10 protein-coding genes and 1 pseudogene are annotated in these 16,080 nt (G+C 63.5%); 5 read left to right on the forward strand and 6 right to left on the reverse strand.

All coding sequences use genetic code 11. The annotated features are described in order from the left end of the window. Positions 1–142 precede the first annotated feature (142 nt). The gene (locus ACTHNE_RS05660) at positions 143–739 is read left to right on the forward strand and encodes a DUF4126 domain-containing protein (RefSeq protein WP_324947393.1); all 597 of its coding nucleotides are present in this window, start codon (positions 143–145) and stop codon (positions 737–739) included. Positions 740–805: 66 nt separating this feature from the next. Here the strand turns inward: ACTHNE_RS05660 and ACTHNE_RS05665 are convergent, their stop codons facing one another. Then, complete coding sequence (locus ACTHNE_RS05665) at positions 806–1,810, reverse strand: LysR substrate-binding domain-containing protein (RefSeq protein WP_440268732.1); 1,005 nt, start codon at positions 1,808–1,810, stop codon at positions 806–808. Between the two features lie 57 nt (positions 1,811–1,867). Between ACTHNE_RS05665 and ACTHNE_RS05670 the strand changes: the two genes are divergently transcribed. Next, complete coding sequence (locus ACTHNE_RS05670) at positions 1,868–2,524, forward strand: hypothetical protein (RefSeq protein ID WP_440268733.1); 657 nt, start codon at positions 1,868–1,870, stop codon at positions 2,522–2,524. A gap of 116 nt (positions 2,525–2,640) precedes the next feature. Here ACTHNE_RS05670 and ACTHNE_RS05675 read toward each other — a convergent pair whose 3' ends face one another. The 5 genes from ACTHNE_RS05675 to ACTHNE_RS05695 all read right to left on the reverse strand — a co-directional run bounded on the left by ACTHNE_RS05675 (position 2,641) and on the right by ACTHNE_RS05695 (position 10,052). Continuing rightward, a complete protein-coding gene (locus ACTHNE_RS05675) occupies positions 2,641–4,365 on the reverse strand; it encodes a M1 family metallopeptidase (RefSeq protein ID WP_440268734.1) in 1,725 nt (574 codons plus the stop codon). A gap of 147 nt (positions 4,366–4,512) precedes the next feature. Continuing rightward, positions 4,513–5,889 carry a leucyl aminopeptidase family protein gene (locus ACTHNE_RS05680; RefSeq protein ID WP_440268735.1) on the reverse strand — a complete coding sequence of 459 codons (1,377 nt, stop codon included), beginning with the start codon at positions 5,887–5,889 and terminating at the stop codon, positions 4,513–4,515. A gap of 388 nt (positions 5,890–6,277) precedes the next feature. Further along, on the reverse strand, positions 6,278–6,970 hold the full coding sequence (locus tag ACTHNE_RS05685) for an HAD family hydrolase (protein WP_440268736.1): 693 nt from the start codon (positions 6,968–6,970) through the stop codon (positions 6,278–6,280). A gap of 12 nt (positions 6,971–6,982) precedes the next feature. Continuing rightward, a complete protein-coding gene (locus ACTHNE_RS05690) occupies positions 6,983–8,368 on the reverse strand; it encodes a LysM peptidoglycan-binding domain-containing protein (protein ID WP_440268737.1) in 1,386 nt (461 codons plus the stop codon). Between the two features lie 310 nt (positions 8,369–8,678). After that, a complete protein-coding gene (locus tag ACTHNE_RS05695) occupies positions 8,679–10,052 on the reverse strand; it encodes a DegQ family serine endoprotease (protein WP_440268738.1) in 1,374 nt (457 codons plus the stop codon). A gap of 456 nt (positions 10,053–10,508) precedes the next feature. Between ACTHNE_RS05695 and ACTHNE_RS05700 the strand changes: the two genes are divergently transcribed. The 3 genes and pseudogenes from ACTHNE_RS05700 to ACTHNE_RS05710 all read left to right on the forward strand — a co-directional run. Then, entirely contained in the window at positions 10,509–15,092 is a 4,584-nt protein-coding gene (locus tag ACTHNE_RS05700; protein ID WP_440268739.1) for an LAGLIDADG family homing endonuclease, read from the forward strand. Positions 15,093–15,189: 97 nt separating this feature from the next. Then, positions 15,190–15,654 (forward strand): hypothetical protein, encoded by a 465-nt coding sequence (locus ACTHNE_RS05705; protein ID WP_440268740.1) that lies wholly within the window; start codon positions 15,190–15,192, stop codon positions 15,652–15,654. A gap of 217 nt (positions 15,655–15,871) precedes the next feature. Further along, positions 15,872–16,080: pseudogene (locus ACTHNE_RS05710) on the forward strand (NrdJb); the annotation flags it as partial.

A 16,080-nucleotide genomic window follows, 5' to 3' on the forward strand; every position in this document is an offset into this window, starting at 1 on the left:
GGTTGGGCTGAGCCGAACCCGAACCCCAACATCGCAATGCGGCATGACAACGTTGAGGTTCGGCTCCGCCTAAGCCCAACCTACGGTGGATTTCGTAGCCTGTTAGGTTGAGGATGATCGCGACACGGGAGGTCCACCATCCATGAACCTGCTGTCCAACCTCGCCCTTGCCGGCGGCCTCGCCTGGGCCAGCGGCATCCGCCTTTACGCCACGCTGTTCATCGCCGGCCTGCTCGGACGGCTCGGCTACGTGACGCTGCCGCCGGGATTGGAAGTGCTCAGCCACAACTGGGTGCTGATCACCGCAGGCGTGCTGATGATCGGTGAATTTCTCGCCGACAAAGTGCCGATGTTCGACAGCATGTGGGATTCCATCCACACCTTCATTCGCATTCCGGTGGGCACCCTGCTTGCGTGGGGCGTGTTCAAGAACAGCGGCGTGGATGAGCAGATCGCCGCGGCGCTGCTGGGTGGCGCCGTGGTGACGGGTACGCATCTGGCCAAATCCGGTACGCGTGCGTTGATCAACACCTCGCCCGAGCCTTTCAGCAACTGGGGCGCAAGCGTCGGCGAGGATCTTTCGCTGCTGGGGATTCTCTACCTGGCGTGGCAGCATCCGCTGGTGCTCCTGATCCTGCTGGCGCTGTTTATCGTGCTGATCTGCTGGCTGCTGCCGAAGATCGTGCGCGGTTTGCGCACGATCTTCGCGCGACTGACCAGGCTGGGACAGACTACGTAGGTTGGGGTGCAAACCCCAACGCGTGATGGGCATTGCGACGTTGGGGTTTGCACCCCAACCTACGGGCTACGGGGTGCCAGCCAGATGCAAAGCGCCGGATTTGGCCCTGCGAATGTATTCGCGCGCGGTGCGCAGATCTTCTTCGACCTCGCCACACAACCATTCGCGAAAGCGGGCGATCTTGGGGCGGCGTTCTTTGGCACTGGGAAAAACCATCCAGAACGAGCGTCCGTCCGTGGCGACGAAGTCGTGCGCCGGCACCAGCCTTCCCGCATCGATTTCAGCGCCAAACAGAATCGGCGAGCCGATCGCGATACCGTGGCCCGCCACTGCCGCGGCAATATCCAGGTATTCGGTGGGGAGGCTGGTGCCGAATTCGCCCGGTAGCGTGTCGTCGCGGCAACCTTGCGCGCGATACCACGCGGCCCACCAATCCGGCCGGCCAAGCAGCGGCGCTTCCAGTCGTGCATGCGGATCGGCGATGTTCCGCGCCGCGGCTTTCAACCCCGGCGCGCAAAGCGGCATGAAGATGCTCGGAAAAAGAGGTATCGCGCGCAGCCCCGGCCAACGGCCGTGACCGTTGCGAATGGCCGCATCGAAGTGGCCTTCGGTAAGGTCGTGCGCGGGTACCGAGACGTCGAGCTCCAGCGTGATCTGCGGATGCTGCGCACGAAACTTCCCCAGCCGCGGCGTGAGCCAGGTCGTACCGAAGGTGGGCAGGGTGGTCAAGCTCAGGTGCGATTCGTCGGTGTCGAAGGCCTTGATGAAGCTGGCGCGCAAGGCGGCGAACGCCTGGGTCGCCTCGGTCGCCACCAATTGGCCGGGCACGGTCAATTCGACCTTCTGTGCATGGCGCGAAAACAGCTGCACGCCGATCTGCTGTTCGAGCCGGCGCACGTGATAACTGACGGATGCAGATGTGGTGTCCAGTTCGGCGGCGGCCTTGGCGAAGCTGCCCAGCCGTGCCGCCGCCTCGAACGCGCGGATCGCCGTGAGCGACGGCAGCCGGTAGTCCTCGACCCCAAGTGCCGCTTGGCCTCGACGCCGATTCTTGAGTGGTGAGGGGCTCATGCGGACGGCCAGAATGGTCTGGTTGCATCCTCTCATCGCCGACACTGGAGGTCCACAATGTCCCTGTTTAAGTGCAAGCCATCTGCCTTCCTGCTGGCCGTGCCGTTGGCCGTGGCGGCCACCGCGGCCACCGCGGCCACCGCGGCCACCGCGAACCATCCGCCACAAGCCGCTCCCGGCGAACTGCCTCCGGGTTATTCGACCACGGTCACCGGTACTGCGCAGGATTTCGACTATTTCATGGGCAGTGGCTGGCTCACCACGCAGCACCGCCTCAAGGCCACGGGCGTGGGCAGCAAGGAGTGGAACACGTTTTCCGCCACGCTATGCGCGACGCCCTACCTAGGCGGCACGGCCACGGTGGATGAGTTGTACATGCCGAGCAAAGGCACGGCAGGCCTGACCCTGCGCATCTTCGACCCGGCCAAGCGGCAGTGGTCGATCTACTGGGTCAACAGCAAGAAAGGCGTATTGGAAATGCCGCCCATGCTGGGCGGTTTTCACGGTAAGCAGGGCGAGTTCTATAACGAGGATCACGACGCGCAGGGCCGCCCGGTCAAGGTGCGATTTATCTGGACTTTGCGCGATCACGAACATGCGCGTTGGGAGCAGGCGTTCTCCTACGACAACCGTACTTGGGAAACGAATTGGAGCGCGGACTTCGTGCGCGGTGATCGCGGCAAATTGTGCGAGGAGGGGCGGCCCAGGCGCTGAAGCTTGCTCGAGGTTCCAGCTTCGTCCTGCCTCGCCGTCATTGCCGCGTTCGCGGCAATGACGGCGGGGACACATAGAACATCTCGTGGAATTGTCGGTCGAGCAACAGGACAGCGCTAGCCGGATTTCGCCTTGCCCTGAGCCTTCTGCGCTTTCTGCCACTGCTGAAATTCCGTCACCTGCGGCAAATCGCGCAGCAGTTTCGAATGCGGATCGACGATCACCAACGCATCGGCCGGCACTTCCAGCGTGCCCTCGCCATGCGTCATCGGCAATACGTGCAGCTTGCCATCCACTTGCACTTCCACCGGCATCGGGAAGGGGAGATCGTGCGGCGTGCGCCAACGTAAGCTGAGCGTATCGCCCCGGCGCTGCTGATCCAGCGCGGGGAGCTGCGCCTGATACAGGTAGACGTTGAAGAACCAGCTCAAATCACGCCCGCTCACCTTGTTCACGATCTGGACGAAATCGTGCGCGCTGGCGTAGTGCGGCGCGAAGTTGCCCGGTTTTGGATCAGGCGTGCCGTACACCAGCATGCGCAGGCACTCGAAGAACTTTTCATCGCCAATGAGCGCGCGCAGCGAATGCAGCATCAGCGCGCCCTTGTTGTAGATATCCAGCCCGGGGCCGCGTTCGTCGTCGTACACCTGCTCTTCGGTCTTGTGGCTGCCCGACACGATCGGAAAGCGATCGCGCAGCGTCAGGCGCAGCTTGTTGAGCCAGGCGTAATAACCCATGTCGCCGTTGATCGACTGGCTATACAGCGGCTGCATGTAGGTGGCGAAGGCTTCGTGCAGCCACATGTCGTCCCAGTCGGCATTGGTCATCTGATTGCCGAACCACTCGTGCGCAAACTCGTGCTGCAGCAGCCAGTCGAAACCGCTACCGTCCTTCGCATAATGGTTGCCGTAGGCGTTGATGGTCTGGTGCTCCATGCCCAAGTACGGTGTTTCCACCACGCCCATCTTTTCGTCACCGAACGGGTAGGGACCGATCATCGCTTCGTTGAAGGCGAGCATGCGCGGGAATTGGGCGAACAGCTGGCGCGCCTGGTCTTCCTCGCCGGGGAGGTACCAGTACTGCAGCGCAATCACGTTGCCGTAGCGGCTGTGATAGTCGCCGGTGAGCTCCTGATAAGGACCGACGTTGATCGAGATCGCATACGTGGTCGGGTGCTTGGCGCGCCAATGATAGGTGCGTTTGTCGCCATCCTCGCTGACGCCGATCAGCACGCCATTGGCCGGCGCCACCAGCGGCTTGGGCACGGTCACGTACAGGTCGACCAGGTCGGGCTTGCCTTGCGGATGATCGATGCATGGCCAGAACAGATCGCAGCCTTCGCCTTCCACCGCGCTACCCACCCAGGGCTGGCCATCCTTGGTGTGGCTCCATACGAAGCCGCCATCCCATGGCGCTCGCTTGGCGACGTGCGGCTGGCCGCCGTAGTGCACGGTGGCGGAAACGCGTTCGTCCGCATGCAATGCATGCGGCAGCTGGATGCGCAGGCGTCCTTCCGGATTGCTCCACTCGTTGGATGCCCGCGCTTGGCCATCCACCTCGATGGCGCTGATCGGCAGGTTGCGGTCCAGGTCCAGCATGAGCACGTTGGTCGGCTCGCGTGCAGTGAAGGTCAGCGTGGCGCTGGCGTCGATGCGCTGCTGCGAAGGGTCGACCGCAATATGCAGTTCCGCATGATCGAAGTGCACCCGCTTTTGTTCGTCCGGCATTGCGCCGCCGGAATTTTCCGTAAGCGTGGTGAGTGGCGGCTGATGATGCTGGATGCCGGCGCAAGCGGCGAGGGCCATGGCGAAGGCGAGCAGGGCGAGGCGCAGTGGGCGCATGGGGTATGGGCGGCGGCTGGCGATGCGCGCATCATGCAGGGTCGGGCGGCGCCCCGACTAAGCCAGAAGTCATGCATGAGCGCATTCGTAGGTTGGGTTACCCCCGGATCAAGTCCGGGGTAACCCAACCTATGGGTACGGCACGCATCAACCGTAGCGCTTGCTCAACAACGCGAACATCGCCCGCAGGCCCATCGCCTCGCCGCCGCGCGGACGGCCAGGACGATCGCCGTCGTTCCACGCATACGTATCCAGGTGCAGCCACGGCATGCCTTCCGGAATGAAGCGCTCCATGAACAGCGCCGCGGTGATCGCGCCGGCGTGACGCGATGCTCCGGCGTTGGCGAAATCGGCGATATACGATTCCAGCAACTTGCGATACGGCCGCCACAACGGCAAGCGCCACACGGGATCGGCCACCGCCTGGCTGCACATCAACGCAGCCTCGGCAAGCGCATCGTCGTTGGCGAACAAGGCGGGTACATCCGGGCCGAGCGCTACACGCGCCGCACCGGTGAGCGTGGCGAAATCGATGATCAGCTCCGGCTTCTGCTCGGCCGCATAGGCCAGCGCATCGCACAGCACCAGGCGGCCTTCGGCGTCGGTGTTGTCGATCTCCACGCTGTGGCCGCCACGCGTAACCACTACATCGCCCGGACGCATCGCCGCGCCGGACACGGCGTTCTCCACTGCCGGCACCAGCAAGGTGAGCCGCACCGGCAGCTTGGCTTCCATCACCAGGCAGGCCAGCGCGATGGCGTGCGCGGCGCCGCCCATGTCCTTCTTCATCCAGCGCATGCCGTCGGAAGGTTTCAGATCCAGCCCGCCGGTATCGAAGCACACGCCTTTGCCGACCAGCACCAGCTTCGGATCGGTGGCCTTGCCCCAGGTGAGCTCCACCAGCCGCGGCGGACGATGGCTGGCGCGGCCCACCATATGGATGGTGGGGAAGTTGTCTTCCAGCAGTTCATCGCCCACCCACTCGCGCACCTTGGCCTTGTAGGTCTTGCCGAGCGCCTTGATCTGGTCGCTGAGCTGCTTGGGGCCCAGCTCTTCGGTGGGCATGTTGACCAGGTCGCGCACGAAGTAGATGGCTTCGATCTGCGGGGTCAATGTGTCACGAATTTCCTCGCTGACCACCAGCGGCGAACCCGGACGCCGCGCCTTGCGGTAGCGGGTGTATTGATAGCAACCCAGGGCCCAGCCGAGCGCGGCGAGTTCGGCATTCAGCGGCACGCTTTCCGCGGCCAGGGTGTATTCGCCGGTGGGCAGGCTGAGCGGCAGGCCGGCCAGCGCGGCAAGCGGATCCTGGCGATCCACGCCGACCAGCACGCGCGCCAGCTTGCCGTTTGCATCCGGTACCAGGCAGACGCTGCCGGGTTTCGCATCGAAGCCGTTTTCCTCCAGCCAGCTGCGCTGCGCGGCGTTCAAGCGCTTGCGCGTGGTGCTCAGATGCACGGCATCGGTGGCTTCGATCGGCGTGGGCGCGCGGCGGTTGGAGCGCTGGGTGATCAGGGCGGACATGCGATTCCTTGCGCTCGAGCCTGCGCGGAAGATGGGTTGGCCGAAGATGATGCGCGTTTTTGCGCGAGGGTTCAAAAAGACAGGACGAGCCGCGCACATGAGCCCCTCTCCCTCCGGGACCTGATTAGCGCCGAATCTCAGCTTGCCGCAATGTGTGCCCTCCCCTACGTGTAGTAGAGCCTGCCCCGGACTTGATCCGGGGGGAGGGCTAGGGTGGGGTGAAGCAACCTCGCGATGCATTTCAACCATGCGGCAAGCTCGGACAACCCCACCCCGACCCTTCCCTGCGAGCAGGGGAGGGAGTCGTCATTCGCACAGCCGAGATTCGACACTAATCAGGTCCCGGAGGGAGAGGGACTCACTCAGCAAGTTATTGCAAGCCGCCACATCAGACAGCTTTCTCGAGCCACTTCACCAGCGCCGCCAGATCGCGCGCATCCAGATCCGGCGCAGCACCCAGCGTTCCCGGCCACGGATGCCCCGCGCGATTGATCCATGCCGTGCGCAAGCCGGCGTCACGCGCACCGACCACATCCAGTTCCGGATCGTCGCCCACGTGCAGGATGTTTTCCGGCGCGATGCCCAGCTTCTCGGCCGCAGCAAGAAAGATCCGCGCGTCGGGTTTCGCCACGCCCACGTCGCGCGCGCAGATGCGGTGGGCGAAATGCAGGTGCAGCCCGATGCGTTCCAGGTCGGCGTTGCCATTGGTCAGGCTGGCCACTGGCCATGTGTTGCGCAGGCGTTCCAGCGCGGGCAGGGCGTCGGGATAGAGTTCCACGCTGTTGCGCGCGGCGGCGAAGACTTCCCACAGCGCATCCAGCGGCGCCTCGCTGACGCCGCAGGCATCGAACGCACGCTGCAGGGTGAGGTAGCGCTGCGCGGTGAAGTCGTGCGCCAGGTCGATGCGTTCGGCCGCCACTTGCGCGCGCAAGGCGCGCAGTTGGGGAATCGGCCAGGTGCGCGCTACCTCGGGGTAGTGCTGGCGCAGGTAATCGTCCAGATCGCGATCGGCCCGCTCCAGGGCCGGCAGCACCGGCCACAAGGTGTCGTCCAGATCGATCGTGACGGCAAGGATCTGCAAGCGGAGCGAACGTCAGCGCGCGTCGATGCGCAGCACCTGGCCGGTGCGCACGGTGTTGTCCTTGAGGTGATTCCACGTGCGAATCTGCGCCACATCCACGCCATGCTTGCGCGCGATCGAGTACAGCGTTTCGCCAGCGGCGACGCGATAGCTGCGCGCCGGTTTCCGTTCCACGCTGGCGATCTTCTTCTTGGATTCGGCCTTCGGCTCGATGCTTGCCGCCTTGCTGGCGGTTTTCGCTGCGTTCTTGCTGCTGGTCTTGGCGACGCTCACGTACGCATCGCTGGTGACCTTGGCGAAGTTGCTGCCGCGGCCGGCGGCGGCCAGCTCGGTGAACGCATCGCCGCGCACGCCCTTGAGGCTGCTCGGCTGCGGTGCGGCCACCACGGCGCCGCTGACCTTGTTGAGCGCCGGCACGGCGGGCGTGGCCGGACGCGCAGCGGCCACGGCGGCCGGCGCAATCGGGCGCGACGGCGCCGAGGCGATCTGCGTGGGTTCGGCGCTAGCGTGTGCGCCGACCTGCGCCAGGATCTGGCTGCGGCGCGAGGCGTCCATCGCGATCAGCGTGCTGCCGGCGTCATACGGCACCAGCGAACGCGCGCGCAACGCGGATGCGCCCTTGGCACTCAGCGTGAAGTCGACGAACTCCTTGGCGGCGCCCGCATTCGGGCTGGATGGATTGGTCACCAGGTACAGCGGAACGAACAGCGGATACGCACCGCTGGCGACCGTGCTGCTGCTGGGCGCGGTGCCATCGATGCGCAGCATCTTGATCTTGGAGTTACCGGCCACGCTCGACAGCGTGGTCACGCCGAAGCCGCGCGGGTCGAGCATGATCGACTGCTCCATCTGCGTGACGTTCACATATAGGCGCGGCGCGGCCACCGGCTGGTTGCCGCGGCCGAACAGCAGCTTGCGCAGGCTGTATTCCACGCCATCGCCGGGGCTGGCCACGGCGAACACGTCGATCGGCGCATCGTTGCCGCCGACTTCCTTCCAGTTGGTGATCTTGCCGAAGTAGATGTCGTGCACCTGCTTCAGCGTGAGGTTGCTGACCGGATTGGCCGGGCTGGTCACCAGCACCAGGCCATCCCATGCCACCGGCGTGAAGGTGAGGCCGCTATCCACCGAGCTGCCGGAGCTGGGGCGCGCGCTGCCGGCGATGTCGGCCGAACCGCCGGCGACCGCATCCAGGCCGGAGGCGGTATTGAACGGCTGGATCTGGATGGCGCCGTGGCCGGACGATTGCCAGGCCTTCGCCACGCCTTTGACCACGCCGTTGGCGGTGACCACGTCGCCGCGCCAGGTAAGCGACTGCGTGGCCGCGGCGAGCACGGCAGTGGAAAAACCGGCGCCGATCAGGGCGAAAGAAAGCAGACGGGTGATGCGTACGGGCATAGAAAGGCGCGACCTGCAGATGGGGAAACGGAGCGAGTGTGCCGCCCAAAGCGCTACTACGCAGTGACGGATTGCCGTATTTCAGCCGCCTGGCGCCAAAACATCAAGCAACGGCGCTTATGAACATCGTGTACGTTCATGCAGTTGCGCGGAAAACTTCGATGGCGGCGAAACGTGCGCGGCGCGATTCCCGTTTGGCTTCCGGTAATCATTCGACCAGCGCTTGGTGCGATGGTTGGGGTGAAAACCCAAACATCGCCATGCTTGTATGGATGACGATGTTGGGGTTCACACCCCAACCTACCGACGCTTACTGCACCACCACGTAATTCAGCCCATCGTCCGTCGCCACCAGCAACACCAGCTGACGCGGATGCATGGCCGCCAGCCCCTGCAGATCACGCAAGCTGGTGATGCGCCGATTGCCGATGCCCACGATCACATCCCCCGCCGAAAGCCCCGCCTGCGCGGCGCGGCTGTTGGGGTTCACCGCCGACACCGACACGCCCGACATGCCCTGGGTGGCCTGTTGATCGCTCAATTCGCTGAAGGTCACGCCGGTCAGGCGCGGATCGAGCTTGGCGCCGTCGAGCGAGGCGACCTTCTGCGGCGTGAGCTGCACGGTGAACTTGCGCGAGGCGCCGTTGCGCAGCGCGGTCAGCGACACCGTGCTGTCGGCGGGCAAGAGGCCGATGGCGTTGGTGAGTTCTTCGGAACTGTGCAGCGTCTTGCCGTTCACCGCGGTGATCACGTCGCCCACTTCGAAGCCGGCACGATCGGCCGCGGAACCGGGCAGCACGCGCGTCACCACCGCACCGTCGTTGCTCTTCAGGTTCAGCATGCGCGCGATGTTCGGCGTGATGTCCTGCGTCTGTGCGCCAAGGCTGCCGCGGCTGACTTTGCCGTGCGCGATCAACTGCTGCATCACCTCGGTGGCCACGTCGCTGGGAATGGCAAAGCCGATGCCGACATTCCCGCCAGAGGGTGACAGGATCATCGTGTTGATGCCGATCAGCTCGCCGCGCAGATTCACCAGCGGCCCACCGGAGTTGCCGGGGTTGATCGAGGCATCGGTCTGGATGAAGTTCTGGAAGCTCGATCCGCCCAGACCCGAACGGCCCAGCGCGGAAACGATGCCCGAGGTCACCGTCTGTCCCAACCCGAACGGTTCGCCCACCGCCACCACGAAATCGCCCACGCGCAGAGCGGACGAATCGGCGATCGGCAGCGCCTGCAGTTTGTCGGCGGTGATTTTCACCACCGCCACGTCGGTGGCCGGATCGGTGCCCACCAGCGTGCCCTTGAAGTTGCGCCCGTCCTGCAGCGTGACGGTGATGTCATCGGCGCCGCCCACCACGTGATTGTTGGTGAGGATGTAACCCTTGGCCGCATCCACGATCACACCCGAGCCCAGGCTTTGCTCCACCTGTTCGCGCGGCGAGCCCTGCAGGCCGAAGAACTGCCGGAACACTGGATCGTCGAAGAACGGATTGCTTACCCGCACGTGCGTCTTGGTGGAGATGTTCACCACCGCCGGTGTCACTTTTTCCAGCATGGGTGCGAGCGAGGGCAGCGGCTGGCCATTGATCGCCGGCGGCAATCCGGCCTGCGAGCGCAGCGGCAACACGGCGAACGAAGCCGCCACGAAGAGGGCAGTAAAACTGCGGAGAAAACGCGCGTGCATGAAGTCTCCTGGAGCGAATGAAAAAAACTGCTTGTTCGACTCGACGCCGCGCCCGCGGTTCCCAAGCATGCAACGTGCCCGTGGTAGTGCGTCGTCCGCAATGCGTGATGTCGGTGTGTTGCTCTGTAACAAATTAGTTAGCTGGATGAACATTTTCATCCCATCGCTCGTCCTGCTGCAGTCAGCCCTTTACATCCATCCGTGGCGGGGGTAACGTTCGCCCAGTCGCAACCACAACATCTTGTGTACGGGTTTCAGTCTTCTACCCAAGTGCTGTGGCTGGATGAATAACGTCAGGAGGGGCTGCCGCTGTTCGCGAAAACGCTGCAACTCGGTTCTCACGCGTGAGACGTGAGCCGGGTGCGACAGGGCTTTTTCTCGTCACTGACGCCACTACACCTCTACCTATAAGAAACCAACGGGGCCGTGAGGCCATGCCAGGAGGTCAGGAAGCCGATGAGCACCCTGCGTGCAACCAACACCAGCCGCGATGCCGCCATTCCGTTGCAACCCGCATCGCAGGACATCTGGGACAAGAAGTACCGCCTGCGCACTAAGACCGGCGAGCCGGTCGACGCCACCATCGACGACAGCTGGCAGCGCGTCGCGCGCGCCCTGTCCGACGTGGAAGCCACGCCCGAGTTGCGCGAGCACTGGTTCGAACGCTTCCTGTGGGCGCTGCGCCGCGGCGCCATTCCCGCCGGCCGCATCACCTCCAACGCCGGCGCGCTGGAACACAAGCCCGCCACCTCCACCATCAACTGCACCGTGTCCGGCACCATCCGCGATTCGATGGACGACATCCTGCAGAAGGTGCACGAGGCCGGGCTTACGCTGAAGGCCGGTTGCGTGGCGCCGGGTACCTGGGTGTATACCGATCGCGGTCTGGTCACCGCCGATGAGGCGGTGAACGAGCGGCATGCGCAAATTCTTTCTTATGATCGCGAGGCACGTCGCTTCGAGATGCGGACGATCGAGCGTCACATGACCACGCACGTGGCGCGCGAAGACAATTTACGTATTCACGCCAACGGCGCTGAATTGACGACTTCGACGCGTCACCCGGTGCTGATCTATCGCGATAGCCGCCTGCAATACATGCGCGCTGACGAAGTGAGGCTGGGCGACGGTCTGGTCCAGCACACTTTTGCCTGGACAGCCGATGAAGGTACCAAGCTGGATGCCTGGTTTGCTGGCGCCCATCTTGGCGATGGCAGCGCTTATGAAAAAAAATCTGTCTATAAACCCTCCCGGCAGCTGTGGCAGAACCGCGCCCAAGCGCTAGGGCAGCGGCTCATATTCAAAATCCGCGCGGCCGAGCGTGAGGTCGTCGAGCGTTACGCGGCCTTCTTCAAGGCTTTCTGCCAATCTCAGGCGCGGGTGATGGCGGTTGTGACGCCCAACGGCACGCCGGTTTGGGACTATACGGTGGCGAGCTTCGCTGCCTCGAAAGCTGCGGAACTGTTCGATCATCAGATCGGCGCCAAGACGAAGAATCTGCGTGTGCCCGCCTGGATTGCGCGCCATCCCGAGCGTCACTTCCTGCCGTTCCTGGCTGGTTTGATCGACACCGACGGCACTGTGTCGCGCGAGCGCGGCAGCGTCACCATTGCTACCGCCAATCATGACTTTGCGGCACAGCTAAAGGCGCTACTGGGCCTGTTCGGTGTCTATGCGGGTATCACGCTACGCCAGCCTCGCACGCACATCTACCAGGGACATGAGGTCCGTGATGCCGGCGGGGCGATGCTAAAGATTTCCGATTCGGCGTTCCTCGCCGAAGTGGCGCGCTACATGGCCGATAGCGGCAAGCGAGCCCGCATTGCTGAACACGCCAGCCAGTCGGGCCAGTACGACCAATACGTCATGCCGGCCGAACTTCGTGAAAGCCTAAGCGCGCTGGTCGATCAGGTAGGTCATCTTGAGCGCCAGCAACTGGGGTTTTATCACGGGTACCACGCCAAACCCGTGGTCAGCCGCATCTGGCTGGAGCGCTGGTGCAATCGATTCCCGCAGTTGGCGAGCCTCATTGCGTTTGCGCGAACCCTGCGGCCGGTGCAGGCAGTCGAGCGAGCGCTAGACCTGCCGGAGACCTTCTACGATTTCACGGTTGAGAAGCACAACAACTACTTGGCCGGCCAGGGCGGCCTGTTGGTGATTCACAACTGCGGCATCGGCTATGAATTTTCCACGCTGCGTCCGCGCGGCGCGTACGTGTCGGGCGCCGGTGCGTACACCAGCGGCCCGCTGTCGTTCATGGATATCTACGACAAGATGTGCTTCACCGTGTCCTCGGCGGGCGGTCGCCGCGGCGCACAGATGGGCACGTTCGACGTCAGCCATCCGGACGTCAAGGAATTCATCCGTGCCAAGCGCGAGAACGGCCGCCTGCGCCAGTTCAACCTCTCGCTGCTGATCACCGACGGCTTCATGCAGGCTGTCGAGCATGACCAGGACTGGCCGCTGGTCTTCCCGGTGCATGTGAAAGAACAGGCCGACATCGATCTCAACGATCCGGCCAAGGTCGTCTGGCGCGAATGGCCCACGCACGAGAACTACGTCGAGCGCGAAGACGGCCTGGTCGCCTGCAAGATCTACGGGCACATCCGTGCGCGTCATCTGTGGGACATGATCATGGTCTCCACCTATGACTACGCCGAGCCCGGGTTCATCCTCATCGACAAGGTGAACGAGATGAACAACAACTGGTGGTGCGAGCACATTCGTGCCACCAATCCCTGCGTGACGGGCGACACGTGGGTGCAGACGAGCGAAGGTCCGCGCCAAGTGCGCGACCTGCTAGGCCGGGGGTTCTACGCTCGTGTAGACGGCAAAGATCACGCGACCGGAGCCGAAGGCTTTTTCCGTACGGCCACCAAGCCGGTGTTCGCACTGCAGACGGAAGAAGGTCACCGCCTGCACCTTACCGAAGATCACCGGGTGCGTCGCGTGTCCCGCCTTACCCGTTGGAACATCGAAACCGAATGGTGCGAGGCTGGAAAGCTGCGTGCGGGTGACCGCGTATTGCTGAACGACCACCGCGCCAATGCAAGCTGGGCTGGTGACCTCACTGAAGAGCAGGGCTATCTGCTCGGCCTGTTGATGGGTGATGGCACACTCAAGCAGGAAGCAGCCGTTCTTTCCGTGTGGGCGCAGGCCGCCGTGGTCAACGCCGTCGGCGGCGTCGGTGCTCAAGCCATCATGCAAGAAGCACTGCGCTGCGCGCAGACCTTGCAGCATCGCGCCGATTTCAACGGCTGGTCCGAAGTGCAAGGGCGCGACGAATGGCGCATGAAGTCCGCCGCCCTGCGCGATCTTGCCTTCGAGCTGGGCATGACGATTGGCGACAAGGCCATCACGCCTGCTTTTGAGAAAGCTTCCAGCGACGCCTATCGCGGCTTCCTGCGTGGTTTCTTCGACGCCGACGGTTCCGTGCAGGGCAATCAGGCGAAGGGTGTATCCGTGCGCCTTGCGCAGTCGGATATCGCGCGACTGGAGGCCGTGCAGCGCATGCTGCTGCGCCTGGGCATCGCTTCCCGCATCTATCGCGACCGTCGCGTGGCTGGCAGCAGCGTGCTGCCGGATGGCAAAGGCGGCATGCGTGAGTACGCCACGCAGGCACAGCATGAGCTGGTGATTGCCGGCGAGTCCCTCGCGCGCTTCAACGAGCTGATCGGCTTTGCCGACAGCGACAAGGCCGCCCGCTTGAAAGCGCTGCTTGGAGGCCGCCGCACGTTGAACCGCGAACGCTTCGTTGCAACGGTAACCGCCGTGGAAGCGGACGGCACGGAGGACGTCTATGACGTACAGGTGCCGGGGATCAACACCTTCGACGGTAACGGCCTGCACGCACACAATTGTGGCGAGCAACCGCTTCCGCCCTACGGCTCCTGCCTCCTGGGCTCCATCAACCTCACCACCTTCGTGCGCGACCCGTTCGGCCCGAAGGCGCGCTTCGACTGGGACGAATATCGCGAAGTCGTGAAGATCTTCACCCGCATGCTCGACAACGTGGTGGAGATCAACGGCCTGCCGCTGGAGCAGCAGCGCAACGAGATTCTTTCCAAGCGCCGCCACGGCATGGGCTTCTTAGGCCTGGGCAGCACGCTCACCATGCTGAAGATGCGCTACGGCACCGCCGAGGCCGTGTCCTTCACCGAGGACGTATCGCGCGAGATGGCCGTGGCCGGTTGGGAAGTGGCGCTGGACCTGGCCAAGGAAAAAGGCCCGGCACCGGTGCTCGCCAAGAACTACACCGTCACCGGCGACATGCTGCGCAAGCGTCCGGAGATGGTCCAGGACGGCTACAAGGTGGGCGACCTGATCCCCGGCCGCGTGCTGCACGCCAAGTACAGCCGCTACATGCAGCGCATCGCCAACGTGGCGCCCAACCTGGTGAAGGAGCTGGCCGAAACCGGCGCGCGCTTCACCCATCACAGCTCCATCGCCCCAACCGGCACCATCTCCCTGTCGCTGGCCAACAACGCCAGCAACGGCATCGAGCCCAGCTTCGCCCACCACTACTCGCGCAACGTGATCCGCGAAGGGCGCAAGACCAAAGAGAAGGTGGAAGTCTTCAGCTACGAACTGCTCGCCTACCGCGCACTCATCAATGCGGACGCCATGCCGTTCAGCGACGATCCCAAAGCCAAGCTGCCCGATTACTTCGTTGCGGCCGACGACATCAGTCCCAAGGAGCATGTGGACATCCAGGCCGCCGCGCAGCGCTGGGTGGATTCGTCCATCTCCAAGACCGCCAACGTACCCACCGACTACCCTTACGAAGACTTCAAAGACATCTACTTCTACGCCTATAAACAGGGCCTCAAGGGATGCACCACGTTCCGCTTCAACCCCGCTGCATTCCAGGGCGTGCTGGTGAAAGAAGCCGATCTGGAAAACACCCTCTACCGCTTCGAATTGGAGGACGGTAGTGTTGTGGAACTGAAAGGCAACGAAGAAGTGGAGTACGACGGAGAGACGCACACCGCCGCCAATTTGTTCGATGCTTTGAAGGAAGGCTATTACGGAAAGTTTTAGGAGTGGCACGCAGCGCGAAATCGCGCTACGTTTCCGCTCACGCCGTAAGTCAAGCCTGATGAAGGTTCCATAACAACGTCCGGAGGGGAATACCCGCATGTCCATCGATACCGAGTTCGAAACGCACACCGACGATCTGCTCACACCGGCCGCCCCGGCTGCCGAAGAGCCCGCTCCGGCAGCGCCGAAGAAGGCTCGTCGCAAGAAGGCCGCCAAGAAAGCCTCCGCCAAGAAAGCCGCTCCCGCCAAGAAGGGTGCAGCGAAGAAAGCGGTGAAGAAGGCCGCCAAGAAGGGCGCAGCGAAGAAGGCGGTGAAGAAAGCCGCCAAGAAGGGCGCCGCAAAGAAAGCCAGCAAGAAGGCCGCCAAGAAAGGCGCGGCCAAGAAAGCTGCAAAGAAGGTCAGCAGCAAAAAGACGGCCCGCAAGGCCGCAGGTAAGAAGACGGCCAAAAAGGCCGCTAGCAAGAAAACCGCCAAGAAAGCGGTAAAGAGGTCCACTGCCAGCAAGAAGGCCGGTCGTAAGGCGACCAAGAAAACCGCCAAGAAGGCCGCCCGCAAGAAGTAAGCAATGAGCAATCCGGCCCGGCGCGAGTCGGGCCGGATTTCTTTTTTCAGTCCCTCTCCCATTCAATGCGATGTACTGAGGGGCACCGTGTTTCTCTCCCTCTCTCCTCCGGGGAGAGGGCCGGGGTGAGGGGCCAACCTGGCCACAGCGCTTGAACGCGCCACTAGCAAACCCGCTCACCCTACACAGCGCCAACACATCCAAAGGAACCACAACCATGACGATCAAGATCGAAAAGAAGATCAAGGGCTACGAGGTCGTCAAACCCGAAGACAAGGCCGCGCCCGCCCCGCAGCCCACCGCCGTCGAGCAGCCCAAGGAGGCGCCGATGGCCGAAGTGATCCAGATGCACGAGAGCCTGGAGCGCCCCGAGGCGCTGATCGGCTCCACCTTCAAGATCAAGTCCCCGCTGTTCGAGCACGCCCT

The organism is Dyella sp., from assembly GCF_051954575.1.
GTDB lineage: Bacteria > Pseudomonadota > Gammaproteobacteria > Xanthomonadales > Rhodanobacteraceae > Dyella_B.

Coding starts and splice junctions, on each gene's coding strand:
- ACTHNE_RS05695 (WP_440268738.1), bottom strand. CDS start 10,052: ATGCACGCGCGTTTTCTCCGCAGTTTTACTGCCCTCTTCGTGGCGGCT.
- ACTHNE_RS05690 (WP_440268737.1), bottom strand. CDS start 8,368: ATGCCCGTACGCATCACCCGTCTGCTTTCTTTCGCCCTGATCGGCGCC.
- ACTHNE_RS05700 (WP_440268739.1), top strand. CDS start 10,509: ATGAGCACCCTGCGTGCAACCAACACCAGCCGCGATGCCGCCATTCCG.
- ACTHNE_RS05665 (WP_440268732.1), bottom strand. CDS start 1,810: ATGAGCCCCTCACCACTCAAGAATCGGCGTCGAGGCCAAGCGGCACTT.
- ACTHNE_RS05705 (WP_440268740.1), top strand. CDS start 15,190: ATGTCCATCGATACCGAGTTCGAAACGCACACCGACGATCTGCTCACA.
- ACTHNE_RS05680 (WP_440268735.1), bottom strand. CDS start 5,889: ATGTCCGCCCTGATCACCCAGCGCTCCAACCGCCGCGCGCCCACGCCG.
- ACTHNE_RS05675 (WP_440268734.1), bottom strand. CDS start 4,365: ATGCGCCCACTGCGCCTCGCCCTGCTCGCCTTCGCCATGGCCCTCGCC.
- ACTHNE_RS05670 (WP_440268733.1), top strand. CDS start 1,868: ATGTCCCTGTTTAAGTGCAAGCCATCTGCCTTCCTGCTGGCCGTGCCG.
- ACTHNE_RS05660 (WP_324947393.1), top strand. CDS start 143: ATGAACCTGCTGTCCAACCTCGCCCTTGCCGGCGGCCTCGCCTGGGCC.